Below are 19,845 nucleotides of genomic sequence, written 5' to 3'. Positions count from 1 at the left end.
GTTCACCATCTTCACCCGGTGGATCGAGACCGAGTTCGTCAACGACATCGCGCCGTTCACCCCGGCCGGCGCCGACGGCGAGGACGAGGACGGCGACCGCGAGACCATCGTCGTCGAGGTCGGCGGCAAGCGCCTGGAGGTCTCCCTGCCCGCCGGNATGGGCATGTCCCTGGCACGCACCGGNCTGTCCGCGGGCGCCAAGCCCAAGCGCCGCGCCGCCAAGAAGTCCGGACCGGCCGCCTCCGGCGACACCCTCGCCTCCCCGATGCAGGGCACCATCGTCAAGGTCGCCGTCGAGGAAGGCCAGGACGTCAAGGAAGGCGACCTCATCGTCGTCCTCGAAGCCATGAAGATGGAACAGCCCCTGAACGCACACAAGTCCGGCACCATCAAGGGCCTGTCCGCCCAGGTCGGCGGCTCCCTGACCTCCGGCGCCGCGATCTGCGACATCAAAGACTGACGTCTGACATCTGACATCTGACGTCTGACGTCCTGCCCCGAGCTGCGCCAAGGGCCCGCCGACCCGAATGGTCGGCGGGCCCTCGCACATCGCTGAGACAGCAGGGGCCCGAGGAAACGTGCGAGAAGCGACGACGAAAGCCGTACCCGGCGACGAACGAACACCCTCCGGGTGACATGCCTCCGGCCCGTCAGGTTGGAGGTGGCTGGCTGGCCGGGGTCCGAGGGGACCCGCGATGCTCAGTGCGTGCGGAATGGGTGCCAGAGGTCCCTTCAGTCTCCATCGTGACGCGGGCGCCCTACGGCTCGGACCGGATACAGGCTGAAGACCGGCACCGCCCCGTCCGTGCAGTACTCGAACCGGAACTCGGCTTCTACGACGGCAACCCGATGCACCTCTTCCCGCCTTCGGGGCCCTCGACCAGGCCCTGGCCGACGGGCGGATCGAGGCCGAGGGAGACGTGACGGCGTTCCACCGCCTGGTCGGACTGCTCGACCGATTCCACCCGGTGCTCGACGTGCTGGGGCCGCACGCCGACCCGGACAGCGGGACCGGTGCGCCGGCGATTCCGTGATCACGGTGCCTTCTGAGAAGTCGTAAGCGTGTCCTTCGGGGCTTTGAGCCGCCTGTCGGATAAATAACAGATAGTCACTTTCTTTCCTTTTGGCTGTCTCCTGGGGGGCTGCTCCATGGCGCGGATGCCGCGATGCCTTGCCGGCACCACTGTCCTGGCCGCAGGGCTCGTCCTGGCGGTCCTCCTCGGCTGGGCGATGGCCGCGCTGCCCCGCGCCGTCGCCGACGAGGTGCCGCCGACGGCGCCGTTCGCGGCGGTGCAGTACGGCACGAACGGCTGCATCGAGGTCGGCGCACGCGACACCCAGCCCAAGCCCTATGCCGCTGCCGACGACTACGACCCGGCCGACCACGCCTACCCGGACTTCGGCTACGACCCCGCGAGCCTCGGCTTCACCCGCACCAACGGCACGAACTCCTGCCGCTACAACTTCCGGGACGCCACCGGCACCACCGTGATCGGATCCGCGTACTGCGTGCAGTGGGCCAAGGGACAGCGCACCGGCACCGGCTACGACCCCGAACCGGCCGGTGGCGTCCGCAACGCGGGCTATGTCCAGCGGATCCTGGAGAACTACTGGCCCGCGACGAACGAGCCCGCCGTTCCGTCCACCAACGCGACCGTCGCCAACCGGCAGCGCTCCGGCACCGTCGCCATGGCCATCCACTACTTCACCGACGGCATCGTGATGCCGCCGGACTACCAGGACCAGGCGCTGTACGCGGTCGTGCAGAAGGTCGTCACCGACGTGCTGGCCGCCGGACCCGCCCCCGCCCCGGCCGACCCCACCCCCACCGTCGAAGGCCCCGACGGGGGCGACACCGGGACCCTCATCGGCCCGTACACCATCGGTGCCAACGCCACCGGGCCGGTCACCGTCACCGTCGAGAACGCCGACGCCTACACCGACGCCGCCGGCACCCAGCCCTTCACCAGCGGCGACACCCTCGCCCCCGGCGGCCGACTCTGGCTCCGCTCCACCACACCGGCCACCGCACGGATCGCCGCGACCGGCCCCGTCACCTCAGCCATCGGCACCCTCATGGAGGGCGATCCGACCTACAAGGTGCAGTCGATGGCGCTGGCCGGCGCGCTGCCCCTCCCGGGCAAGTCGGCCCGCACCGTCGACATCGCCGCCGGTGACCCGCCTCGCCTGGCCAGCGAGGTCTCCACCGCCGAACTCACCACCGGGCAGTCCGTCACCGACACGTTCGCCGTCTCCGGGCTCACCGGCACCGCGACACTCACCACCACCCTGTACGGGCCGCTGCCCCCGGTGAACGACTCCTGCTCCACCGTCGACTGGACCGGCACCCCACCCGTCGCACACCGCTACGCCCCGGTGGTGTTGACCGGGCCGGGCCGCACCACGACACCGGAACAGCAGATCGACGATCCGGGTTGCTACTCGTTCGGCGCCACCCTGGACCCGGCCGTCGGTGACGACGTGTCGCACGCCCCCGGTGACCCTCTGGAGACGTTCCTGGCGCGGCCTCGCTACGTACCGCCGGTGCTCTCCGTGACCACGCGGGCCTCGGTCAACACCGCTCGGGCGGGCGACAGTGTGCGCGACAGGATCACCGTCAGCGGGCTGCCCGAAGGCCGCACGCTCACCGCCACCGCCACCCTCTACGGGCCACTCGCCCCCGTCGCCGACGGCACCTGCGAAGGTGTCGACTGGTCCGCATCCGGGCTTCCCGTGGCCGACCGCCTCCCGCCGCTCGTCATCCGCTCGAACACCACCTACGCCACCGATCCCGTGACCCTCGCGCAGCCCGGTTGCTACAGCTTCGACGCCGACGTCACCCATGACGCCCTGACCGGCGGGGAAGTACCGGTCGGGCACGGCCTCGGCCTGCCGGCGGAGACCGTACTCGTGACGGCGGCGCCCAGCCCGAGCCCGTCACCCACGCCCACGCCGACGACGTCCGCGCCCGCGACGCCCACGCCTGCGACGCCGATGCCCACGCCGCCGCCCGCTCCCGGCCCGCACCCGTCCCTCCCGGACACCGGCAACGACCGGCCGCTCGGCGCGCTCGCCGTGGCCGCGGCCAGTTTCCTGGGGCTCGGAGTGCTCCTCGTGACCGCGCAGCGGAGGCGGACGAGCGTCCGAGGCCGGGGCGACGGGGCTGCGTGACACGAGCACCGGCGTCAACGGTCGGTCCACGCGGGTCGCGACAAAAGAAGAGGCGGGGAGAACACTCTCCCTGCCACTTTCAACCTATAGCGCACAGGGGGGCTTGCCACAAGGCCCGGGGCAAGGGCGAGAATCGTCCGCCGAGGCGACAACCTGCGGAAATGAGGGCTCGCCGTGGTTCGGCAGTGGGGGAGAGGTGGCGCAGTGAATGGGCAGTACGTAACGGACCTGATCGAGGCCGACGATACGTGGACCGCGATCGTCGGCGGCAAGGGCGCACACCTGGGCTCGGTGTCGCGGATCGAGGGCGTGCGCGTACCGGACGGGTTCTGCGTGACGACGGACGCCTTCCGGTACGCCATGGCGGAAGCACCGTCACTCGACGCGCGGCTCGACGAGTTGTCGGGCCTCGACCCGGACGACCGGGAAGCGATCCGCACGCTCAGTGCGGAGGTGCGGGCCACCATCGAGGGCATCGCGATCCCCGGCGATCTCGCGGCGGCGATCACCCGTGCGCTGGCCCGGTTCGGTGACGACACCGCCTGTGCCGTCCGGTCCAGCGCGACGGCGGAGGACCTGCCGACGGCCTCCTTCGCCGGGCAGCAGGACACGTACCTGAACGTCGTGGGGGCGACGGCGGTCCTCCGGCATGTCAGCCGTTGCTGGGCCTCGCTGTTCACCGAGCGGGCCGTGACCTATCGGCAGCGCAACGGCATCGACCACCGTGAGGTTCGGATGGCCGTCGTCGTCCAGCGGATGGTCTTCCCGCAGGCGGCGGGCATCCTGTTCACGGCCGACCCCGTCACGGGCAACCGGAAGGTCGCCACCGTCGACGCGGGGTTCGGCCTCGGCGAGGCCCTGGTCTCCGGTCTGGTGAATCCGGACGTCTTCAAGGTGCGGCACGACGAAGTCGTCGAGAAGACGATCGCCGCCAAAGAACGTGCCGTTCAGGCGGTGCCGAACGGTGGCACCGAGGAAGTGGCCGTCGACGCGGAGCGGCAGGAGCAGCCCGCGCTGACGGACGCGGAGGTCGTGCGGCTCGTGCGGATCGGACGGCGGATCGAAGCGCACTTCGGCAGCCCGCAGGACATCGAATGGTGCCTGGCCGACGGTGAGTTCCAGATCGTGCAGAGCCGGCCGATCACGACGCTGTTCCCCGTCCCCCGGGCCGCCGACCGGGAGAATCACGTCTACCTGTCCGTCGGGCATCAGCAGATGATGACCGACGCCATGAAGCCGCTGGGACTCTCCGTGTGGCAGATGACAGCCATGGCGCCGATGCACGAGGCAGGCGGGAGGCTGTTCGTCGACGCCACCCGACGCCTGGCCTCGCCCGCGAGCCGCGCCGGTTTCCTGGACCTCGTGGGGAGAGGCGATCCGCTGATCCGGGACGCGCTGGAGACCGTCCTGGACCGCGACGACTTCGTCCTGTCGCCGCCGGAGGCGGGGCCGAGCAGGCCGCCGTCCGGCGGCGCGCCCGCCGCCCCGATCGAGACCGATCCGGCCCTCGTCACCGGGCTCATCGAACGCAGCCGGACGTCCCTCGCCGCTCTGGAGCGCGAGATCCGGACGAAGCGGGGGCCGGCGCTCTTCGACTTCCTGCCGGCAGCCTTCGACGAGCACAAACGCGTCCTGAGCGACCCGCTGAGCTTCCGGGCGATCATGGCGGGGATGGAGGCCACGTGGTGGCTCAACGACAACCTCCAGGAGTGGCTGGGCGAGAAGAACGCGGCCGACACGCTCACACTGTCCGCCCCCGACAACGTCACGTCGGAGATGGGACTCGCACTCCTCGACGTCGCGGACGTGGTCCGCCCGTACCCCGAGGTGATCGCGTTCCTGAAGCGCCAAGGCCAGAGCCACGTAGTTGAGGACGAGGGCTTCCTCGACGAGCTGGCGAAGGTCGCGGGCGGGACCGAGGCGCGCGACGCCATCGAGGCCTACCTCGACCGGTACGGCATGCGCTGCGTCGGCGAGATCGACATCACGCGCCCGCGTTGGCGCGAGCGCCCCACCACGCTGGTGCCCGTGATCCTCGACAACGTGCGGAACTTCGGGCCGGGCGCCGCCGAGCGGCGCTTCGAGGAAGGGCGGCAGAAGGCGGCGCAGAAGGAACAGGACGTGCTGTCACGCCTTCGGGCCCTGCCGGACGGGGACCGGAAGGCCGCCGAGACGAAGCGGATGATCGACCGGGTGCGCACCTTCATCGGGTACCGGGAGTACCCGAAGTACGACATCATCAGCCGCTACTTCGTCTACAAGCAGGCCCTGTCGGCGGAGGCCGAGCGACTTGTGCGGTCCCGTGTGCTCGCTGACAAGGAAGACATCTTCTACCTCACGTTCCAGGAACTCCAGGATGTCGTGCGCTCGAACCGGGCGGACGACCAGCTCGTGAAGCGACGCAAGGAAGCGTTCCGGACGTACCAGGCGCTGGAGCCGCCGCGGGTGCTCACCTCGGACGGCGAGGCTGTCAACGGGGCGTACCGGCGCGACGACGTACCGGCCGGTGCCCTGATCGGCCTGCCCGTCTCCGCCGGGACCGTCGAGGGCCGGGCCCGCGTCGTCCTCGACATGGCACAGGCCGATCTCGAGGCGGGCGACATCCTGGTCACGACCTTCACGGACCCCAGCTGGTCACCGCTGTTCGTCGGGATCGCGGGCCTGGTGACGGAGGTGGGCGGCCTGATGACCCATGGCGCGGTGATCGCCCGTGAGTACGGCCTGCCGGCCGTCGTGGGCGTGGACGGGGCGACCCGGCGGATCCGTGACGGGCAGCGGATCCGCGTGCACGGGACGGACGGGTACGTCGAGCTGCTGCCGTGACCGACCGGGCCGCGGTTCAGCCGTGCAGGGTGGGCCGGTAGACGAGCTCCTGGATGTTTCCGTCGAGCGTGTGGTGCTCGATGAGCTCGAGGTCGAAATCGTCCGCGCCCCGGAAGACCGGGTCGAGGCCGGTCCGGCCGGTGATCACGGGGAACAGCGTCACCTGGACCCGGTCGACCAGGCCGGCGGCCATCAGCGCCCGGTTCATCGACAGGCTGCCGTGCGAACGCAACGGCACCTTGGACTCCTCCTTGAGCCGCGCGACGACGTCGACGGCGTCGCCGCTCGCGATGTCCGCGTCCGGCCAGTCGAGCGGGCCTTGCAGGGTGGTCGACACCACCGTGGCCGGCAGGTGCGTCATCCGGGTGACCCACGGATCGCGGACCTCGGAGTCCTCGGTGCTCGAGGCCAGCATCTGCGCGAAGGCGCGATAGGTGTTGGCCCCGAGGATCATCCGCTGCTCCTCGTCGTACTGAGCGAGACGGTGGTCGAGAAGCTCGGGCCCCTGCTTGCCCCAGTACCCGGTCCAGTCGCCGCCCGCGGCGCCGAAGCCGTCGAGACTGGAGAAGACGTCGAAGGTGTACGTGGTGGTCATGGCGTTCTCCTTGTCCGCGGGCTGTCACGGGTGAACGGCCCGTCGAGGAGAGAGACCGTCCGGCGCGGCCGGACTCATCGTCGAAGACCGGCCTTCCCGGCACACCGGGACGATCGACTTCCCCGCGTTCTTCGGAGCCCTCACCGAGATCGGCTCCACCGGGCCGTTGACGTTCGAGAGCTTCGCGCCGAGGGGTCGCGGCGCCTCGGCGAGCAAAGAGATCGCATGGTCTAGTCCAAAGCCTTCCCTGGTCCAGTCCAATTCGTTGACGTGCTCCCCTCGCGCTCAAGAAGCTGTCCGCACTCGACTCCCCATCGAGCGCCTCGATCCCCCCGTGCAGGAGGAACAGAGTGAGACGACTTCGCGCATGTCTGGGCGCTGCCACCGCCGTCACCACCGTCGCGCTGGCCGCGAGCGCTTTGGTGACGACGAACGCCGCGGGCGCGTCAACCGCCCTGAGCAACCGCTGGTACGCCGCCGCCCCCTATCTGATGCCGCTCGACAACGACCCGCCGGACGCGGGCGCCATCATGGACGCGAGCGGGCTCAAAGCCTTCCAGCTCGCGTTCATCCTGGCGCCCGGCGGCGGTGGCTGCTCGCCGACGTGGGACGGCACCGCGCCGGTCTCCTCCGACACGGCCGTCAAGGCGAAGATCGACGCGATCCGCGCCAAGGGCGGCGACGTGTCGGTCTCCATCGGCGGGTACGGCGGCACCAAGCTCGGCCAGGCCTGCTCCGACCCGGCGTCCACCGCGGCCGCGTACCAGCAGGTCATCACCAAGTACGGGCTGAAGGCCATCGACTTCGACCTGGAGGAGCCGGAGTACGAGAACACGGCGGCCATCAAGAACGAGATCGGCGCCGCGAAGATCCTCCAGCAGAACAACCCCGGCCTCTACGTCTCCGTGACCACCGCCGGCACGGCCGACGGCACCGGCTGGTTCGGCAAGCAGATGCTGCTGGAGGCGAAGTCGCAGGGCTTCACGCCGAACAACTTCTCCATCATGCCGTTCGACGGCGGGTTCAACGGCGCGGCCTCGCAGACCTCAGCGCTGACCAACTTCAACGCGATCCTGCAGTCCACGTTCGGCTGGGACCAGGCCACCGCCTATGCCCATGAGGGCTTCTCCGGCATGAACGGCCGCAGCGACACGGGGGAGATCTTCACCCAGGCCGACTTCCAGACGGTCCTCGACTACGCGACGAGCCACGGCATGGACCGCTTCACCTTCTGGTCCCTCAACCGCGACCGCCAGTGCACCCCGGCCGACAACGGCGGGCGCACCTCCGGCACCTGCTCCAGCGTCGCGCAGAACTCCTGGGACTTCGCGAAGTACTCGGTGAAGTTCGCGGGTGCCACTCCTCCCACGACCCCGCCCACGACGCCTCCCACCACGCCGCCCACGACCCCGCCGGCCACCGGCTGCAAGACGGCGTGGAGCGCGTCGTCCGTGTACACCGCGGGCAACGAGGTGAGCTACAACAGCCACAACTGGAAGGCCAAGTGGTGGACGCAGAACGAGAAGCCCGCCGCCGCCGACGGGAACCCGTGGCAGGACGAGGGAGCCTGCTGACCCGGATCTGAATCCCGGCGGCGTCCCACGGGGGACGCCGCCGGGCCCGTTTCAGCTCGCCGTCGTGCCGTACGCGGCCAGCTCCGCGAGGAACGCCTCGCGGACCGCGGGCGCCGCCCAGGAGATGTCGATGGCGTTGCGCTGGAGCCGGAGCAGGTCCTCGTCGGTGAGGGACGCCGGCTCGCGCAGCGCCGCCAGGTTCTCGGCGACGTAACCGGGGAAGTAGGCCGGGTCGTCGGAGTTCACCGTCACCTTCACGTCCTGGTCGAGCAGGGCGCGGATCTCCTTGGCCTTCATGCCGTCCGTGACATGGGCGTTGGAGATCGGGCACACGGTCAGGCCGAGCCCGCGCTCCTGGATCGCGGCGATCAGGGCCGGGTCCTCCAGCGCGTTGACGCCGTGGTCGATGCGGTCGACGCCGATCTCCTCGATGACCTGCCGGATGTGCTCGGTGGAGTTCTTCTGGTCGACGTCGCAGTGCATCGTCAGCCGGAAGCCCTCGGCGCGGGCACGGGCGAAGACGTCACGGAACTTGACCGGCGGGTTGCCGGCCTCGTCCGAGTCCAGGCCCACGCCGACGATCCACTCCTTGTACGGGAGGGCCTGCACCAGCGTCGCCATGGCGAACTCGGCCTGGAAGTCGCGCAGGAAGCACATCACGAGGCGGCCCTTGAGACCGGTCGCGCGCTCGGCGTCGTCCAGGGCCCGCGTCAGGCCGCGGATGACGGTGTCGAAGGCGACGCCGCGCGCGGTGTGCGCCTGCGGGTCGAAGAAGATCTCCGCGTACCGCACGTTCTGCGAGTGCGCCTTGGCCGCGTAGGCCGCCGCGAGGTCGTAGAAGTCCTGCTCGGTGCGGAGCACGGTCATGCCCTCGTAGTAGACCGCGAGGAAACCGGGCAGGTCGTCGAAGTCGTACGCGGCGCGCAGCGCGGCCTCGTCGGCGTAGGGCAGCTCGATGCCGTTGCGGGCGGCCAGCGCGAACTTCAGCTCCGGCTCGAGGGTGCCCTCGATGTGCAGGTGCAGCTCGGCCTTGGGCAGGGCGGCGATGAAGGCGTCGACAGTCATGAGTGAGGAACTCCTTTGCGTACGGCGTCAGTTGGCGGCGGCGGGCTTCAGGATGTCGACGACGTCCTGCGTGTGGTAATTGACGACACCGAGGTCCGTGACGGCGTACTCGGGGATCGCGGTGATCTCCAGGAAGATCAAGTAGCCGAAGGCGGACGGCAGTTCGCAGCCGAGGGCGCGCGCCGCTGCCTCCAGGCGGTCCTCGGCCTCGGCCATCACCTCGGGAACCAGGTCGGCGACGATGCCCGCGACCGGCAGCGGCAGGAACTCCTTGATCTCGCCGCCGTCGACGACGATCTGACCGCCGCCGGCTTGCGAGAGGTGGTTGATGGCGAGGGCCATGTCGGCGCGGTCGGCGCCGACGCAGATGATGTTGTTGTCGTCAGGGGCGGCGGAGGAGGCGATGGCGCCGGAGCGCAGGCCGAAGCCGTTGATCATCGCGGTGACCGTGGCGCCGTCGTTCTTGCCGTACCGCTCGGAGACCGTCACGTACAGCGCGTCCTGCGCGAGGTCGGCGCGCACGGCACCGTCCTCGACGGGCAGCGTCATCGGTACGCCCTTGCGGACGAACGGCACCGTGCGGTCCATCTCGACGACGAGCACGTCGGCCGTGGAGCCCGTGGCGGCCACGCCGATGCCGTCGGCGTCGACCGGCGCGACCTGGAACGCGGGGGAGAGGGCGGCGGTGCGCTCGGGCGGCTGCGGGGCGTTGAGGGTACGACCGTTCTCGGCGACCAGCTCACCGCGCGAGAACACCCGCTCCACCTGGAACGACTCGGGGGAGTCGACGATCAGGACGTCCGCGTAGCGGCCCGGCGTGATCGAGCCGACGAGGTGGTCGATGCGGTACATCTCGGCGCAGTTGAGCGTCGCCATCTGGATGGCCTCGACCGGCTTGACGCCCGCCTTGATCGCCATGCGGACGAGCTTGTCGAGATGCCCCTCGCGCAGGATGTCGGCGACGTGCATGTCGTCGGTGCACAGGCCGACGCGGCGCGACTGGGCGCCGAACTCGGTGACGGTGCGCACGTTCTCGTTCATGAAGTGCGCCACCGACGACTCGCGGATCAGCAGCGACATGCCGGCGCGCAGCTTCTCCAGGGCCTCCTCGGCGGTGTAGCTCTCGTGGTCGAGGCGGACGCCCGCGGCGGACAGCGCGTTGATCGTGGTCTGCGCGGCCATGGGGGCGCAGCCGAAGATCGGCAGCCGGTTGCGGTGCGCGAGTTCGAGGGCCTGGAGTACCTTCTCGTCGCGGTTGAGGACGAACTCGGCGACGGTCTCCCACACGCCGAAGCAGTCGGCTTCGCCCTGCGCCTCGGCGTGGTCCTCGGGCCCGAAGCGGAAGCCGACCGTGGTCTCGGGGAGCGTGTACGGCGTCTTGAACGGCGCACCCCAGAAGATCTTCATCGGCGACGCGTCGGCCTCGCGCAGCGCCTCACGCACCCCCTCCGGACCGGCGACGACAAGGAACTGGTCGAGCCCGGAGACGACCGACGTCGTACCGAACCGGACGGCGGCGTCGGCGAACATCGTCACCGACAGCTTGGAGCACTCCAGGTGCAGGTGGCCGTCGATGAGGCCCGGGGTGAGGTACTTGCCGGTCGCGTCGACGAACTCCGTGTCGGGACCTTCGTACGCGCTGACGTCACCGGTGGCGGCGACGCGGTCGCCGGTGATGGCGACGTCCGCCGGGTAGATCTCGCCGGTGCAGACGTTGACGAGCTGTCCGCCCTTGATGATCCGGTCGGCCTTCACGACGCCCTCGGAGGCGTCGATCAGGGTGCGGAGGCTGGGGTGGTTCATGGGGTTCGCTCCAGAGCGCGTACGAAGGTGAAGAGGCGAGGAAGTGTCAGGCGGCCGGGGTGAGTTCGGCCTCGGCGCGGACCGTGCGGCGGGCGAGCAGCCAGTAGACGACGCCCGCGACGAGGGCTCCGGCGAAGACGGAGAGGTCGAGGCCGCCGGCCGCGTCGGACAGCGGGCCGACGAACACCGTCGAGTCGACCCAGAGGACCGCCGCCACGAAGCCGAGCAGCACCGCGATCAGTCCGGCGGGGCGGACGCCGCCCTTGTGCCAGTAGATGCCGTCACGGCCGGACTCGCGGGGGAAGAGCGAGGGCACGTCGTAGCGGCCGCGGCGCAGCCACCAGTCGGTGAGGTACACGGCGGCCCACGGGCCGAGCCACAGCACGATCAGGCTGAGGAAGTTCGACAGGAGGGTGTAGAAGTCGGCGGAGAAGACCGCCCACAGGGTGATCGCCGTGCACAGGGTGAGGTCGATGAAGACGACCATCCAGCGCTTGATCGGGATGCCGACGGCGAGCAGGTTCAGACCGGACGAGTACATGTCCGTCGTGTTCACCGCGAGCAGCGAGACGATCGCGAGGAGCAGGTACGGGGTGATGAACCAGCCGGGCAGGATCTCCGGCAGGCCCGAGATCGGGTCGGTCGCCTTCGTGGTGGCCGTGGCGACGGCGGCGCCGAGGATCTGCAGCAGGATGTTGGGGACCATGCCGCCGAGCGCGGCGCAGGTGAAGACCTTGCGGGGCGCGGAGTCGGCGGGCAGGTAGCGCGAGTAGTCGCTGCCCATGTCCGCCCAGGACAGGCCGCCCGACGCGGTCACCATCGCCAGGACCAGGGAGATCGTCACCAGGGACGGCGCGGCGCCGTGCGAGCCGAAGTCCGCCTTGGGCGCGACGAGCACGGCCATGACGGCGAACATCGCGGCGAAGATCCAGGCGAAGTACTTCTGCACCTTCATGATCAGGTGGTAGCCGGACAGCGGCAGCAGCATCTGCAGCCCGGCCGCGACGGCGATGACCACGAGCTTCACGGGCGTGCCCGTGGCGATCCCGGCCTGGTCCAGCAGCGCGAGCCCGGCGAGGACGATCAGCACCATGCCGCCCGCCTCGAAGCCGACGAGCATCACCCAGCTCAGCAGCGCGGGCAGCCGTCCGCCGCGCGGGCCGAACGCGGCGCGCGAGACGGAGTGCGTGGAGGTGCCGGTGCGCGGGCCCTGGAGGCTGGTCAGTCCGGTGACCGTGAAGCCGAGCACGTTGCCGACGACGATCAGCGCGACCGCGTACCAGAACGAGAGGCCGAAGGAGACGACCAGCGCGCCGTAGACGACGGTGAACACGGTGGTGTTGGTGCCGGCCCACAGGCCGAACAGGCGGCCGGGACCGCCCTGGCGTTCCGCGGCGGGAACGGCGTCGATGCCGCGCTGCTCGACCGTGAAGACGGACGTCGGCGCGGCGGGCGTGGTGGATCCGGGCGGGGCGGTGGTGGTGGCCTCGGCCATGGGCGGCAGGCGTCCTTTGCGGACCGGCGTCCCGGCCTGGAGGGACGGGACGCGATGTACGGGGAGGGGCCCGGGGTGAGCCGGGAGTCGCACGGCGGTGTGCGGGAGGGGTGACGCGCGCCGGGCGGAGAACGGGCCCGGGGTGCTCGCCGAAGACGTTGCCTAAACGTTTTGGCAACGCTTCGGAAGGTACTGCCTAAACGTTTTGGCAGTCAACCGGTAAGCTCACCGCCATGTCAGACGTCACAGAGCCGAAGCGAAGCGGCACGAGTCGGCAGACCGGGGGCAAGGGCGGCGGGCTGCGCGAAGTGGCCCGGCAGGCGGGCGTCTCGGTCACGACCGCCTCCCACGCCCTGAACGGGGTGGGCCGGGTCGGCGCCGAGACCCGCGAGCGGATCCTCGCCGTCGCCGCCGAGCTCGGCTACCGCGCCAACCCGAATGCGCGAGGGCTGCGCGGAGCCCGCACCGGACTGCTCGGTCTGACGCACCGCACCGCCGTCGAGGGCGGCGTCACCGACATCGAGTACTTCGTCAAGATCGTGAACGCCGCGACGTGGACCGCCATGGCGCACGACTACTCCCTCGTGCTCGTCCCGCCCTCCCTGGACGGCCGCCCCTTCGACTCGCTGCCCCTGGACGGCACGATCGTCATCGACCCGCTCACCGAGGACCCCCTGCTGACCCGCCTGTCCGGCATGGGCATCCCGATCGTCACCACCGGGCGCGACCTGTCCCGCAAGGACGCCTTCCCCTGGGTCGACAACGAGCTGTCCACCTGCGCCGTCGCCGCCTTCGACCACCTCGCCGCCACCGGCGCCCGGCGCATCGGCCTGCTCACCGGCTCGACCGGACAGTCCTACGACGAGGACGCGGCCCGCGCGTACCGCGACTGGTGCGCCCGCACCGGCAACCCCGTCCTGATGGACCGCGCCGAACCCGGCACCGACTCCACGGCGGCCGCGCACCGGCTGCTGACCCGTCCGGACCGCCCCGACGCGCTCTACGTCGTGATGGAGAAGTTCGGCTTCGCCACCCTCGCGGTCTGCCGCGAACTCGGCCTGCGCGTACCGGAGGACGTCCAGATCGTGGTCGGCGCGGACGGTGAGTTCGCCCGCAGCGCACGCCCGACCCTCACCGCGCTCGACCTGGCCCCCGAGGAGATCGGCAAGCAGGCCGCGGAGCTGCTCATCGGTCTCGTCCAGGACCCGGAGCAGGCGAAGTCGGGCACGCGGCACCGGCTCGTCCAGGCGACGCTGCTGCAGCGGGACTCGACGAAGAAGGTGGCGTGACCGTGCCCCGACCGGGAACGACGGCGGTACTGGCCCTGCTCCCCGAGGCCGATCCGCTGCTGGAACTGGCCGCCGCGGTGGACGCACGGGTGGTGCGTCCCGGAGTGCCCGCGCATGCCGCGCTGCTCTACCCGTGGCTGCCCGCGGACCAGGTCGGAGAGCGGGAACTGGCCCGGCTGCGGGCCGCGTTGCCGGTCGGCCGGGTTCCGATCCGGCTCGCCGAGGTCGAGCGGGCCGGCGGGTTCGTGGGTATTCCGTTGCCTGAACTGGGCGCCATGGCAACGGCAGTTCGGGCCGCGTTCCCGGAACAGGTGCCGTACGGGGGCCGGTTCGGGCAGGACCCGCCCGTCCACGTCACCGTGGCGCTGGACGTCGATCCGGGTGTCTCCGGGGCCGCTGGCGTGGCCGCCGACATCGCCGACCGCGTCGCGGGCCGGCTGCCCATCAGCGCCGAGGTCGCCGCTCTCCAGGTGGTCACTCTTGGTTCGAGTGGTTGGCGCAGGGTGGCGGAAGTGCCGCTCGCGGATTAGGGAGAACGCGGGACGGCCTCCCGTGGACAGCTCGGTGGGCAAGAGCTCCCGCCTGGGCGGGAGTTGGGGCAGCCGCGGAGAATATTCCGCGCCCCGGAGGTCGGGGCCGTGCGACTCTGTCGTCCATGACCGACCAGGGGAGCGGGGCGGAAGCGCCCGACGGCAGAAGACGGGTCTTCCTCGACGTCACCGAGACCGGATCCGGCTGGGTGTTCGTCGTGGTGGCCGCGCCGACGGGGGTCGTCTACCAGACCCAGGGCGGCGGAGTCGGCTGCATCCCGTACGAGCAGGAGGGCTATCTGCTCCCTCTGTACGGCACGGGTCTGGACGACGGACTGAACGAGCTGTTCGTGGGAGAGCTGAAGGGCTGGGGATCGCGGCGATTCGACTGGCCGGCGCCGCTGCTCGACCGACTTCGGGAGGAGGTCGCCGCCCTGCACGTCTACGGCTCCGCGAACCGCGACGACACGTTCCCCTCGCCGCTGGTCCTCGACGAGTCCCGCCTCGCCGAGACCGACGAGGCCTGGGTTCCCGTACTGACGCCGGACGGTCCGGGGTTCCTCGTCTGGCAGAACTCGGACTAGAGCGTGTTGCTGGCCACGGAAGGTCTCTCGGCGGTCGGAGAAGCCGGGGCCGTCCCGGGAGTGGACGGGCCGTCCCGGGCGTGGACAAGGGAGCCCTCCTGGAGAACAAGGGCTGAACCAGCAACTGGCCGGGCTCCGGTACGGCTTGTCCCGCAACTGGCCTTCGGCACGTGCGTATTCTCTCGACAAGCATGCGGATCCACCCGGGAATTGAGCAACAGTGCCCCTTGCTAGGGTGCGCCGATGCCATCGATCAAGCAGTTCCAAGTCACCTTTGACTGCGCGGAACCTGAGCGCCTCGCTCGCTTCTGGTGCGAGGTGTTGGGGTACGTCGTACCGCCGCCGCCGGCGGGGTTCGCGAGTTGGGACGATTTCAAGCGGTCGCAGCCGCTTGAACAGCAGGATGCATGGTTCGTCTGTATAGATCCCTCAGGGGTGGGGCCGCGACTGTTCTTCCAACGTGTCCCCGAGGGGAAGGCCGTCAAGAACCGGGTGCATCTCGATGTACGGGTCGGCGTCGGCCTCGTGGGCGAAGAGCGACTTGCCGCACTCGAAGCCGAACGCGCGCGCCTGGAGCCGCTCGGCGCAGTACACGTGCAGACGTTGTACGACGGCAATGATGCCTGCATCCCCATGCTGGACATCGAGGGCAACGAGTTCTGCATCGACTGAACCCCTTCGAGCCGGGGCGAGCAAGGGCGGTGCGGCGGGGGCGTAGCGTCAGGGCCGGTCGGTCTGTCCGGTCTGCCCGGCCCGTGCGGCGGCCTGCTCCAGGTCGGTGATGCTCCCCGACATGATCGTCCGCACGTTCTCGGTGATGTGCTGCACGGGCCAGTCCCACCAGGCCACGGCGAGGAGCCGGGCGACGTCCTCGGCGTCGTAGCGGGTGCGCAGGAGACGGGCCGGGTTGCCGCCGACGATGCCGTAGTCGGGGACGTCGCCGGTGACCACGGCGCCGGCCGCGATGATCGCGCCGTGGCCGATCCGTACGCCGGGCATGACCGTGGCCCCGTGGCTGAACCAGACGTCGTTGCCGACGACGGTGTCGCCCCGGCCCGGCAGACCGGTGATCAGGTCGAAGTGCTCGGCCCAGGAGCCGCCCATGGTCGGGAAGGGGAACGTGGACGGGCCGTCCATGCGGTGGTTGGCGCCGTTCATGATGAACCGCGTGCCGGTGCCCAGCGCGCAGTACTTGCCGATGACGAGCCGCTCGGGCCCGTAGTGGTACAGCACGTTGCGCGTCTCGAACGCGGTCGGGTCGTCCGGATCGTCGTAGTACGAGTACTCGCCGACGTCGATCAGAGGCGACTTCACCAGCGGCTTGAGCAGGACGACGCGTGGGTGCTCCGGCATCGGGTGGAGCACGGTGGGGTCCGCGGGAACAGGCGGCATCGGGAGTGTGGTTCCTCTCGGGAGACGGGGCCACTAGTGCGACAACTGTTGCGTTAGGATGCTGGCACAGCCCGGCACGTTGATCAACCGGATACGGGATCCCGATGACAGACCCGAAGACCACGACGCCGGACCGCCGTCCGGGTGGCCGCACCGCCCGCATCCGCGCCCAGGTCCTCGACGCGGTGCGCGCCGAACTCGCCGAGAGCGGGCACGAAGGACTCACGATGGAGGGCGTCGCGACCCGCGCCGGAGTGCACCGCACCACGGTGTACCGGCGCTGGCGCGACGTGGGCGGCCTGCTCGTCGACGTCATCGCCGCCGCCGGCGAGATCGACTGGCGGCCACCGGACACCGGCTCCCTGTGCGGCGATCTGACGGCCCTCAACGAGGAGATCCAGCAGTCCCTGGTCGTGCGGCCGTCGTTCGCCGTCGCCCTGATGGCCGCCTCGTTCCACTCCGAACAGGCCGCGCGGGCCCAGACACGCCTGTGGGACGACCGGTACGCCCAGTGCGAGATCCTCGTCGAGCGCGCCGTCGAGCGCGGCGAACTCCCGTCGCAGGACACGGACGCACGGAGCCTGTTGATCGCCGCCACGGCGCCGCTCTACCACCGGCTGGTGCTCCTGCGCGCCGATCTTGACCCGCAACTCCCGGAGCGGGCCGCGAAGACGACCGTCCTGGCGGCCGCCGCGGGTGCCTTCTCCGCCGGGTGCGGATCCACTGAAGTGCTGGTCTGACGTCACGAAGACGAAGGCGATGCCGCGGCGTCGCCCGCCCTGTCAGGCGAGGTCCTCTTGATCGGCGATGACGTCGGTCTCGTACTGGTCGAGGATCTGCTGTGGGGTCCTGCCGGTGTGATGAGCGAGATCGTTGATGGCGGTGGTCGCCCAATTGGCCACCGAGAGCGCCAGGGCCATCAGCCTGTCGTCGCCGTAGGTGTTCCTGGTGCCCAGGAGATGGGCGAGGTTGAGGCAGGGCACCAGGCGGGGATCGTCGACGCTGCTCGTACTGGCGCGCAGCATCTCGATGGTGGTCCGGGTCGCTTCCTCGTGCTCGGGCAACAGGCGCTGCCGTTCGACCTGGACGTGGGCGATCATCTTGCGGCGTGCCAGCGGGTCCACCTGGGCCGCCCCCTTCTGTGGCGTGTGGCTGCGGGCCGTCAGGGAGTGGCCCGCAGGAGGACGAGGGATCCGCTGTAGGTCGGCCGGTGGCGGAGGTGGCCGAAGGCCTCGTCCCAGGCGCCGGAGCCGAGCGCGCGCCGCAGCGAGGTGTCGAAGTCCTGGCGGGCCCGGTCGTCGATGAAGCTCCAGGCCGAGCAGGGTTGACGGGCGGCGGGGTCGAGGAGCAGTTCGGGCCGTCCGTAGTACGCCTCGTTGAACCCGTCGGTGCAGTCCAGCGGAATGGGGACCGGCCGCGTGGTGACGGTGCCGCCGAGGGCTCCGGCGAGTCGGCTCAGGCGTGGGTAGCGCCGGGCCTCGGTGTCGAGGACGTCGGGCGCGTAGTCGTAGAGCCAGAAGTCGCGGACGCGTGCGGGGTCGCAGGTGAGGACGATGACCGGGCCGCGGGTGACGCGGCGCATCTCGCGCAGTCCGGCTTCGGCGTCGGACCACTGATGGACGCTGAAGAGGGCCATGGACGCGTCGAACCGACCGTCCGTGAACGGGAGGTCCTCGGCCACGGCGTCGATGGCGGTGGCGAGCCGCGCCGGGCGCTGTGCGCGCATGGCCAGGGAGGGTTCGACCGCGGTGATGGTGTGCGCGGGATTCTCGTAGGAGCCCGTGCCCGCGCCGACGTTGAGGACATGGTGGGCATCGCCGAGAGCTCGGGCGATGGCGCGGGCGATGCGTTCGTCGGGGCGGCGGCGGAAAGAGTGTCCGGTGTCGACGGCGCCGGGGTGGACGTCGGCGCTGCCGTCGTGGGTACGCATGTCCATGGGGGACCTCGCCTTGTGAGCCTGGACCTGGCCGGGACCGTGACATCCGCGCCCCGAACAACGCCATCCATCTTGCATCTGCCAGGGCGAGTTCCATAGATGACTGGCTAATGCTTGGAAGATACCTCAAAAGGCTCGGCATTTGCGGCAGTGGATTTGGAGGTTGTGTCAGCGGCAAGGTGATACCCGCGCCTCCCCTGTCCGACGCTCTGCGCCTCGCCGACCACCCCGACCCCACCAGCGAGAGGGAGCCCCCACATGCTCGTCACCGCAGCCCGCGTCCTGGCCGGAGCCGACCGGCACGTCGTCCCCGACGGAGCCGTCCTGGTCCGCGACGGGAAGATCGCCTGCGTCGGCCCGCGCGAGGAGGTGCAGCGTCACGCCCTTCCCGACGAGCCCCGGCTGGCTCACCCCGCGGGGACGCTGCTGCCCGGGTTGATCGACGCGCACGTCCACCTCTGCTTCGATGCGGGACCGGACCCCGTGGCCACGCTCCAGGAACAGGACGACGAGGCGCTGTTCACCGACATGAAGGTCCGTGCCGGGCAACTGCTGCGGACCGGCGTCACCACCGTGCGCGACCTCGGCGACCGCAACGCCCTCGCCCTGCGCCTGTCGAAATCCGTGACCGAGGGGAAGACCGTCGGCCCGCGCGTCATCTCGGCGGCCACGCCGGTGACCCCGCCCGGCGGGCACTGCTGGTTCCTCGGTGGCGAGGCCTCCGGGACCGACGAGGTCCGCCGCCTCGTCCAACGGAACATCGCGCAGGGCGCCCACGTCATCAAGGTCATGGAGACCGGCGGAGGGCTCACGAAGGGCGGAGCCAACAGCTGGGAATCCCAGTTCTCCCACGAGGAGTTGGCGGCCCTCGTCGACGAGGCGCACGGCGCCGGACTGCCCGTGGCCGCGCACGCGCACGGCACGGACGGCATCGCCGCCGCGGTCGAGGCCGGCGTGGACACGATCGAGCACTGCACCTGGATGACGCCCGACGGGTTCGAGGTCCGCGAGGACGTCCTCGCCCGGATCGTCGAGAAGGGCATCCACGTCTGCCCGGCGGTCAGCCCGCACTGGCCGATGCTGCCCAAGTACTTCGGAGCCGAGCGCGCCGAGGCCATGTTCGACGCCGTACGGCACATGGCGCGGGCGGGCGCGCGACTGATCGCGGGAACGGACGCGGGCGTGCAGCGCGCGGGCTTCGACGGGCTGCCCTCCAGCCTCACCTTCTACGAGCACTTGGGCCTGTCCGTCGAGCGCATCCTCGCGATGGCCACCACGGAAGCCGCCCACGCGCTGGGAGTCGGCGACGAGACGGGGCAGCTCAGCCCTGGCTTCAGCGCGGATCTGCTCGTGGTCGACGGCGACCCGCTCGCCGACCTGGGCGCCCTGAAGGCCGTCGCGACGGTGGTCGCAGCGGGCAAGCACCATGAGCTCGGCGACAGCGCGTAGGGAGAGGGCCAGGAGATGTTCACTGCTCGGGCAGTCGTACGGGCCCGAGTATGTCTCGCCAACTCGGGCCGGATGTCAGTGGCGTTGGTTAGTGTGTTCGTAGTTGACGAGATCCATGAAAGGCACGGTGCATCGGTGC

The 19,845-nt window shown here is 70.4% G+C and carries 17 protein-coding genes; 10 read left to right on the top strand and 7 right to left on the bottom strand.

Annotated elements, in window-relative coordinates:
• The 3 genes from B072_RS0129295 to rph all read left to right on the top strand — a co-directional run.
• A partial coding sequence (locus B072_RS0129295; RefSeq protein WP_026246426.1) for a biotin/lipoyl-containing protein occupies positions 1-460 on the top strand: 460 nt, incomplete at its 5' end.
• A 698-nt stretch (positions 461-1,158) separates the two neighbouring features.
• On the top strand, positions 1,159-3,171 hold the full coding sequence (locus B072_RS0129285) for a thioester domain-containing protein (RefSeq protein WP_158689257.1): 2,013 nt from the start codon (positions 1,159-1,161) through the stop codon (positions 3,169-3,171).
• Positions 3,172-3,375: 204 nt separating this feature from the next.
• Positions 3,376-5,994, top strand: a complete 2,619-nt coding sequence (gene rph / locus B072_RS0129280; RefSeq protein ID WP_018533525.1) for a rifamycin-inactivating phosphotransferase — start codon at positions 3,376-3,378, stop codon at positions 5,992-5,994.
• Between the two features lie 16 nt (positions 5,995-6,010).
• Here the strand turns inward: rph and B072_RS0129275 are convergent, their stop codons facing one another.
• Positions 6,011-6,589, bottom strand: a complete 579-nt coding sequence (locus B072_RS0129275) for a dihydrofolate reductase family protein (RefSeq protein WP_018533524.1) — start codon at positions 6,587-6,589, stop codon at positions 6,011-6,013.
• 350 nt (positions 6,590-6,939) lie between these two features.
• Between B072_RS0129275 and B072_RS0129270 the strand changes: the two genes are divergently transcribed.
• Positions 6,940-8,163, top strand: coding sequence for a chitinase (locus tag B072_RS0129270; protein WP_078506624.1), 1,224 nt, complete (start codon positions 6,940-6,942; stop codon positions 8,161-8,163).
• 51 nt (positions 8,164-8,214) lie between these two features.
• Here the strand turns inward: B072_RS0129270 and B072_RS0129265 are convergent, their stop codons facing one another.
• The 3 genes from B072_RS0129265 to B072_RS0129255 are packed head-to-tail and all read right to left on the bottom strand — an operon-like array spanning position 8,215 to position 12,526.
• A complete protein-coding gene (locus tag B072_RS0129265; protein WP_018533522.1) occupies positions 8,215-9,228 on the bottom strand; it encodes an adenosine deaminase in 1,014 nt (337 codons plus the stop codon).
• 27 nt (positions 9,229-9,255) lie between these two features.
• Positions 9,256-11,031, bottom strand: a complete 1,776-nt coding sequence (locus B072_RS0129260; RefSeq protein ID WP_018533521.1) for an adenine deaminase C-terminal domain-containing protein — start codon at positions 11,029-11,031, stop codon at positions 9,256-9,258.
• A 46-nt stretch (positions 11,032-11,077) separates the two neighbouring features.
• Positions 11,078-12,526 (bottom strand): purine-cytosine permease family protein, encoded by a 1,449-nt coding sequence (locus B072_RS0129255; RefSeq protein WP_018533520.1) that lies wholly within the window; start codon positions 12,524-12,526, stop codon positions 11,078-11,080.
• A 233-nt stretch (positions 12,527-12,759) separates the two neighbouring features.
• Here B072_RS0129255 and B072_RS0129250 point away from each other — a divergent pair, with 233 nt between their 5' ends.
• The 4 genes from B072_RS0129250 to B072_RS0129235 all read left to right on the top strand — a co-directional run bounded on the left by B072_RS0129250 (position 12,760) and on the right by B072_RS0129235 (position 15,601).
• On the top strand, positions 12,760-13,815 hold the full coding sequence (locus B072_RS0129250) for a LacI family DNA-binding transcriptional regulator (protein WP_078506623.1): 1,056 nt from the start codon (positions 12,760-12,762) through the stop codon (positions 13,813-13,815).
• The gene (locus B072_RS0129245; RefSeq protein WP_018533518.1) at positions 13,812-14,345 is read left to right on the top strand and encodes a 2'-5' RNA ligase family protein; all 534 of its coding nucleotides are present in this window, start codon (positions 13,812-13,814) and stop codon (positions 14,343-14,345) included. Before B072_RS0129250 ends, B072_RS0129245 begins: the two co-directional genes overlap by 4 nt.
• A gap of 125 nt (positions 14,346-14,470) precedes the next feature.
• A complete protein-coding gene (locus tag B072_RS0129240) occupies positions 14,471-14,929 on the top strand; it encodes a DUF6210 family protein (RefSeq protein ID WP_018533517.1) in 459 nt (152 codons plus the stop codon).
• 243 nt (positions 14,930-15,172) lie between these two features.
• The gene (locus B072_RS0129235; RefSeq protein WP_026246422.1) at positions 15,173-15,601 is read left to right on the top strand and encodes a VOC family protein; all 429 of its coding nucleotides are present in this window, start codon (positions 15,173-15,175) and stop codon (positions 15,599-15,601) included.
• A 48-nt stretch (positions 15,602-15,649) separates the two neighbouring features.
• Here B072_RS0129235 and B072_RS0129230 read toward each other — a convergent pair whose 3' ends face one another.
• Positions 15,650-16,321: a CatB-related O-acetyltransferase gene (locus tag B072_RS0129230; protein ID WP_018533515.1), complete on the bottom strand. Its 672-nt coding sequence runs from the start codon at positions 16,319-16,321 to the stop codon at positions 15,650-15,652.
• 104 nt (positions 16,322-16,425) lie between these two features.
• On the opposite strand from B072_RS0129230, the gene B072_RS0129225 reads away from it, so the two are divergent.
• A complete protein-coding gene (locus tag B072_RS0129225; protein ID WP_018533514.1) occupies positions 16,426-17,061 on the top strand; it encodes a TetR/AcrR family transcriptional regulator in 636 nt (211 codons plus the stop codon).
• A gap of 42 nt (positions 17,062-17,103) precedes the next feature.
• Here the strand turns inward: B072_RS0129225 and B072_RS0129220 are convergent, their stop codons facing one another.
• Positions 17,104-17,445: a hypothetical protein gene (locus tag B072_RS0129220; RefSeq protein ID WP_018533513.1), complete on the bottom strand. Its 342-nt coding sequence runs from the start codon at positions 17,443-17,445 to the stop codon at positions 17,104-17,106.
• Positions 17,446-17,483: 38 nt separating this feature from the next.
• Positions 17,484-18,257 carry a class I SAM-dependent methyltransferase gene (locus tag B072_RS0129215; protein ID WP_018533512.1) on the bottom strand — a complete coding sequence of 258 codons (774 nt, stop codon included), beginning with the start codon at positions 18,255-18,257 and terminating at the stop codon, positions 17,484-17,486.
• A gap of 258 nt (positions 18,258-18,515) precedes the next feature.
• Between B072_RS0129215 and B072_RS0129210 the strand changes: the two genes are divergently transcribed.
• Complete coding sequence (locus tag B072_RS0129210) at positions 18,516-19,706, top strand: amidohydrolase family protein (RefSeq protein ID WP_018533511.1); 1,191 nt, start codon at positions 18,516-18,518, stop codon at positions 19,704-19,706.
• The last annotated feature ends 139 nt before the right edge of the window (positions 19,707-19,845 follow it).

Origin of the sequence: Streptomyces sp. HmicA12 (assembly GCF_000373565.1) — a bacterium.
GTDB lineage: Bacteria > Actinomycetota > Actinomycetes > Streptomycetales > Streptomycetaceae > Streptomyces.
This window is presented reverse-complemented; position numbering and strand designations above follow the sequence as displayed.

What these genes read in the sequence shown, in the direction of transcription:
- B072_RS0129285 (WP_158689257.1), top strand. Translation starts at nt 1,159, where the DNA reads ATGCCGCGATGCCTTGCCGGCACCACTGTCCTGGCCGCAGGGCTCGTC.
- B072_RS0129275 (WP_018533524.1), bottom strand. Translation starts at nt 6,589, where the DNA reads ATGACCACCACGTACACCTTCGACGTCTTCTCCAGTCTCGACGGCTTC.
- B072_RS0129265 (WP_018533522.1), bottom strand. Translation starts at nt 9,228, where the DNA reads ATGACTGTCGACGCCTTCATCGCCGCCCTGCCCAAGGCCGAGCTGCAC.
- B072_RS0129260 (WP_018533521.1), bottom strand. Translation starts at nt 11,031, where the DNA reads ATGAACCACCCCAGCCTCCGCACCCTGATCGACGCCTCCGAGGGCGTC.
- B072_RS0129255 (WP_018533520.1), bottom strand. Translation starts at nt 12,526, where the DNA reads ATGGCCGAGGCCACCACCACCGCCCCGCCCGGATCCACCACGCCCGCC.
- B072_RS0129250 (WP_078506623.1), top strand. Translation starts at nt 12,760, where the DNA reads ATGTCAGACGTCACAGAGCCGAAGCGAAGCGGCACGAGTCGGCAGACC.
- B072_RS0129240 (WP_018533517.1), top strand. Translation starts at nt 14,471, where the DNA reads ATGACCGACCAGGGGAGCGGGGCGGAAGCGCCCGACGGCAGAAGACGG.
- B072_RS0129235 (WP_026246422.1), top strand. Translation starts at nt 15,173, where the DNA reads ATGCCATCGATCAAGCAGTTCCAAGTCACCTTTGACTGCGCGGAACCT.
- B072_RS0129230 (WP_018533515.1), bottom strand. Translation starts at nt 16,321, where the DNA reads ATGCCGCCTGTTCCCGCGGACCCCACCGTGCTCCACCCGATGCCGGAG.
- B072_RS0129225 (WP_018533514.1), top strand. Translation starts at nt 16,426, where the DNA reads ATGACAGACCCGAAGACCACGACGCCGGACCGCCGTCCGGGTGGCCGC.
- B072_RS0129215 (WP_018533512.1), bottom strand. Translation starts at nt 18,257, where the DNA reads ATGGACATGCGTACCCACGACGGCAGCGCCGACGTCCACCCCGGCGCC.
- B072_RS0129210 (WP_018533511.1), top strand. Translation starts at nt 18,516, where the DNA reads ATGCTCGTCACCGCAGCCCGCGTCCTGGCCGGAGCCGACCGGCACGTC.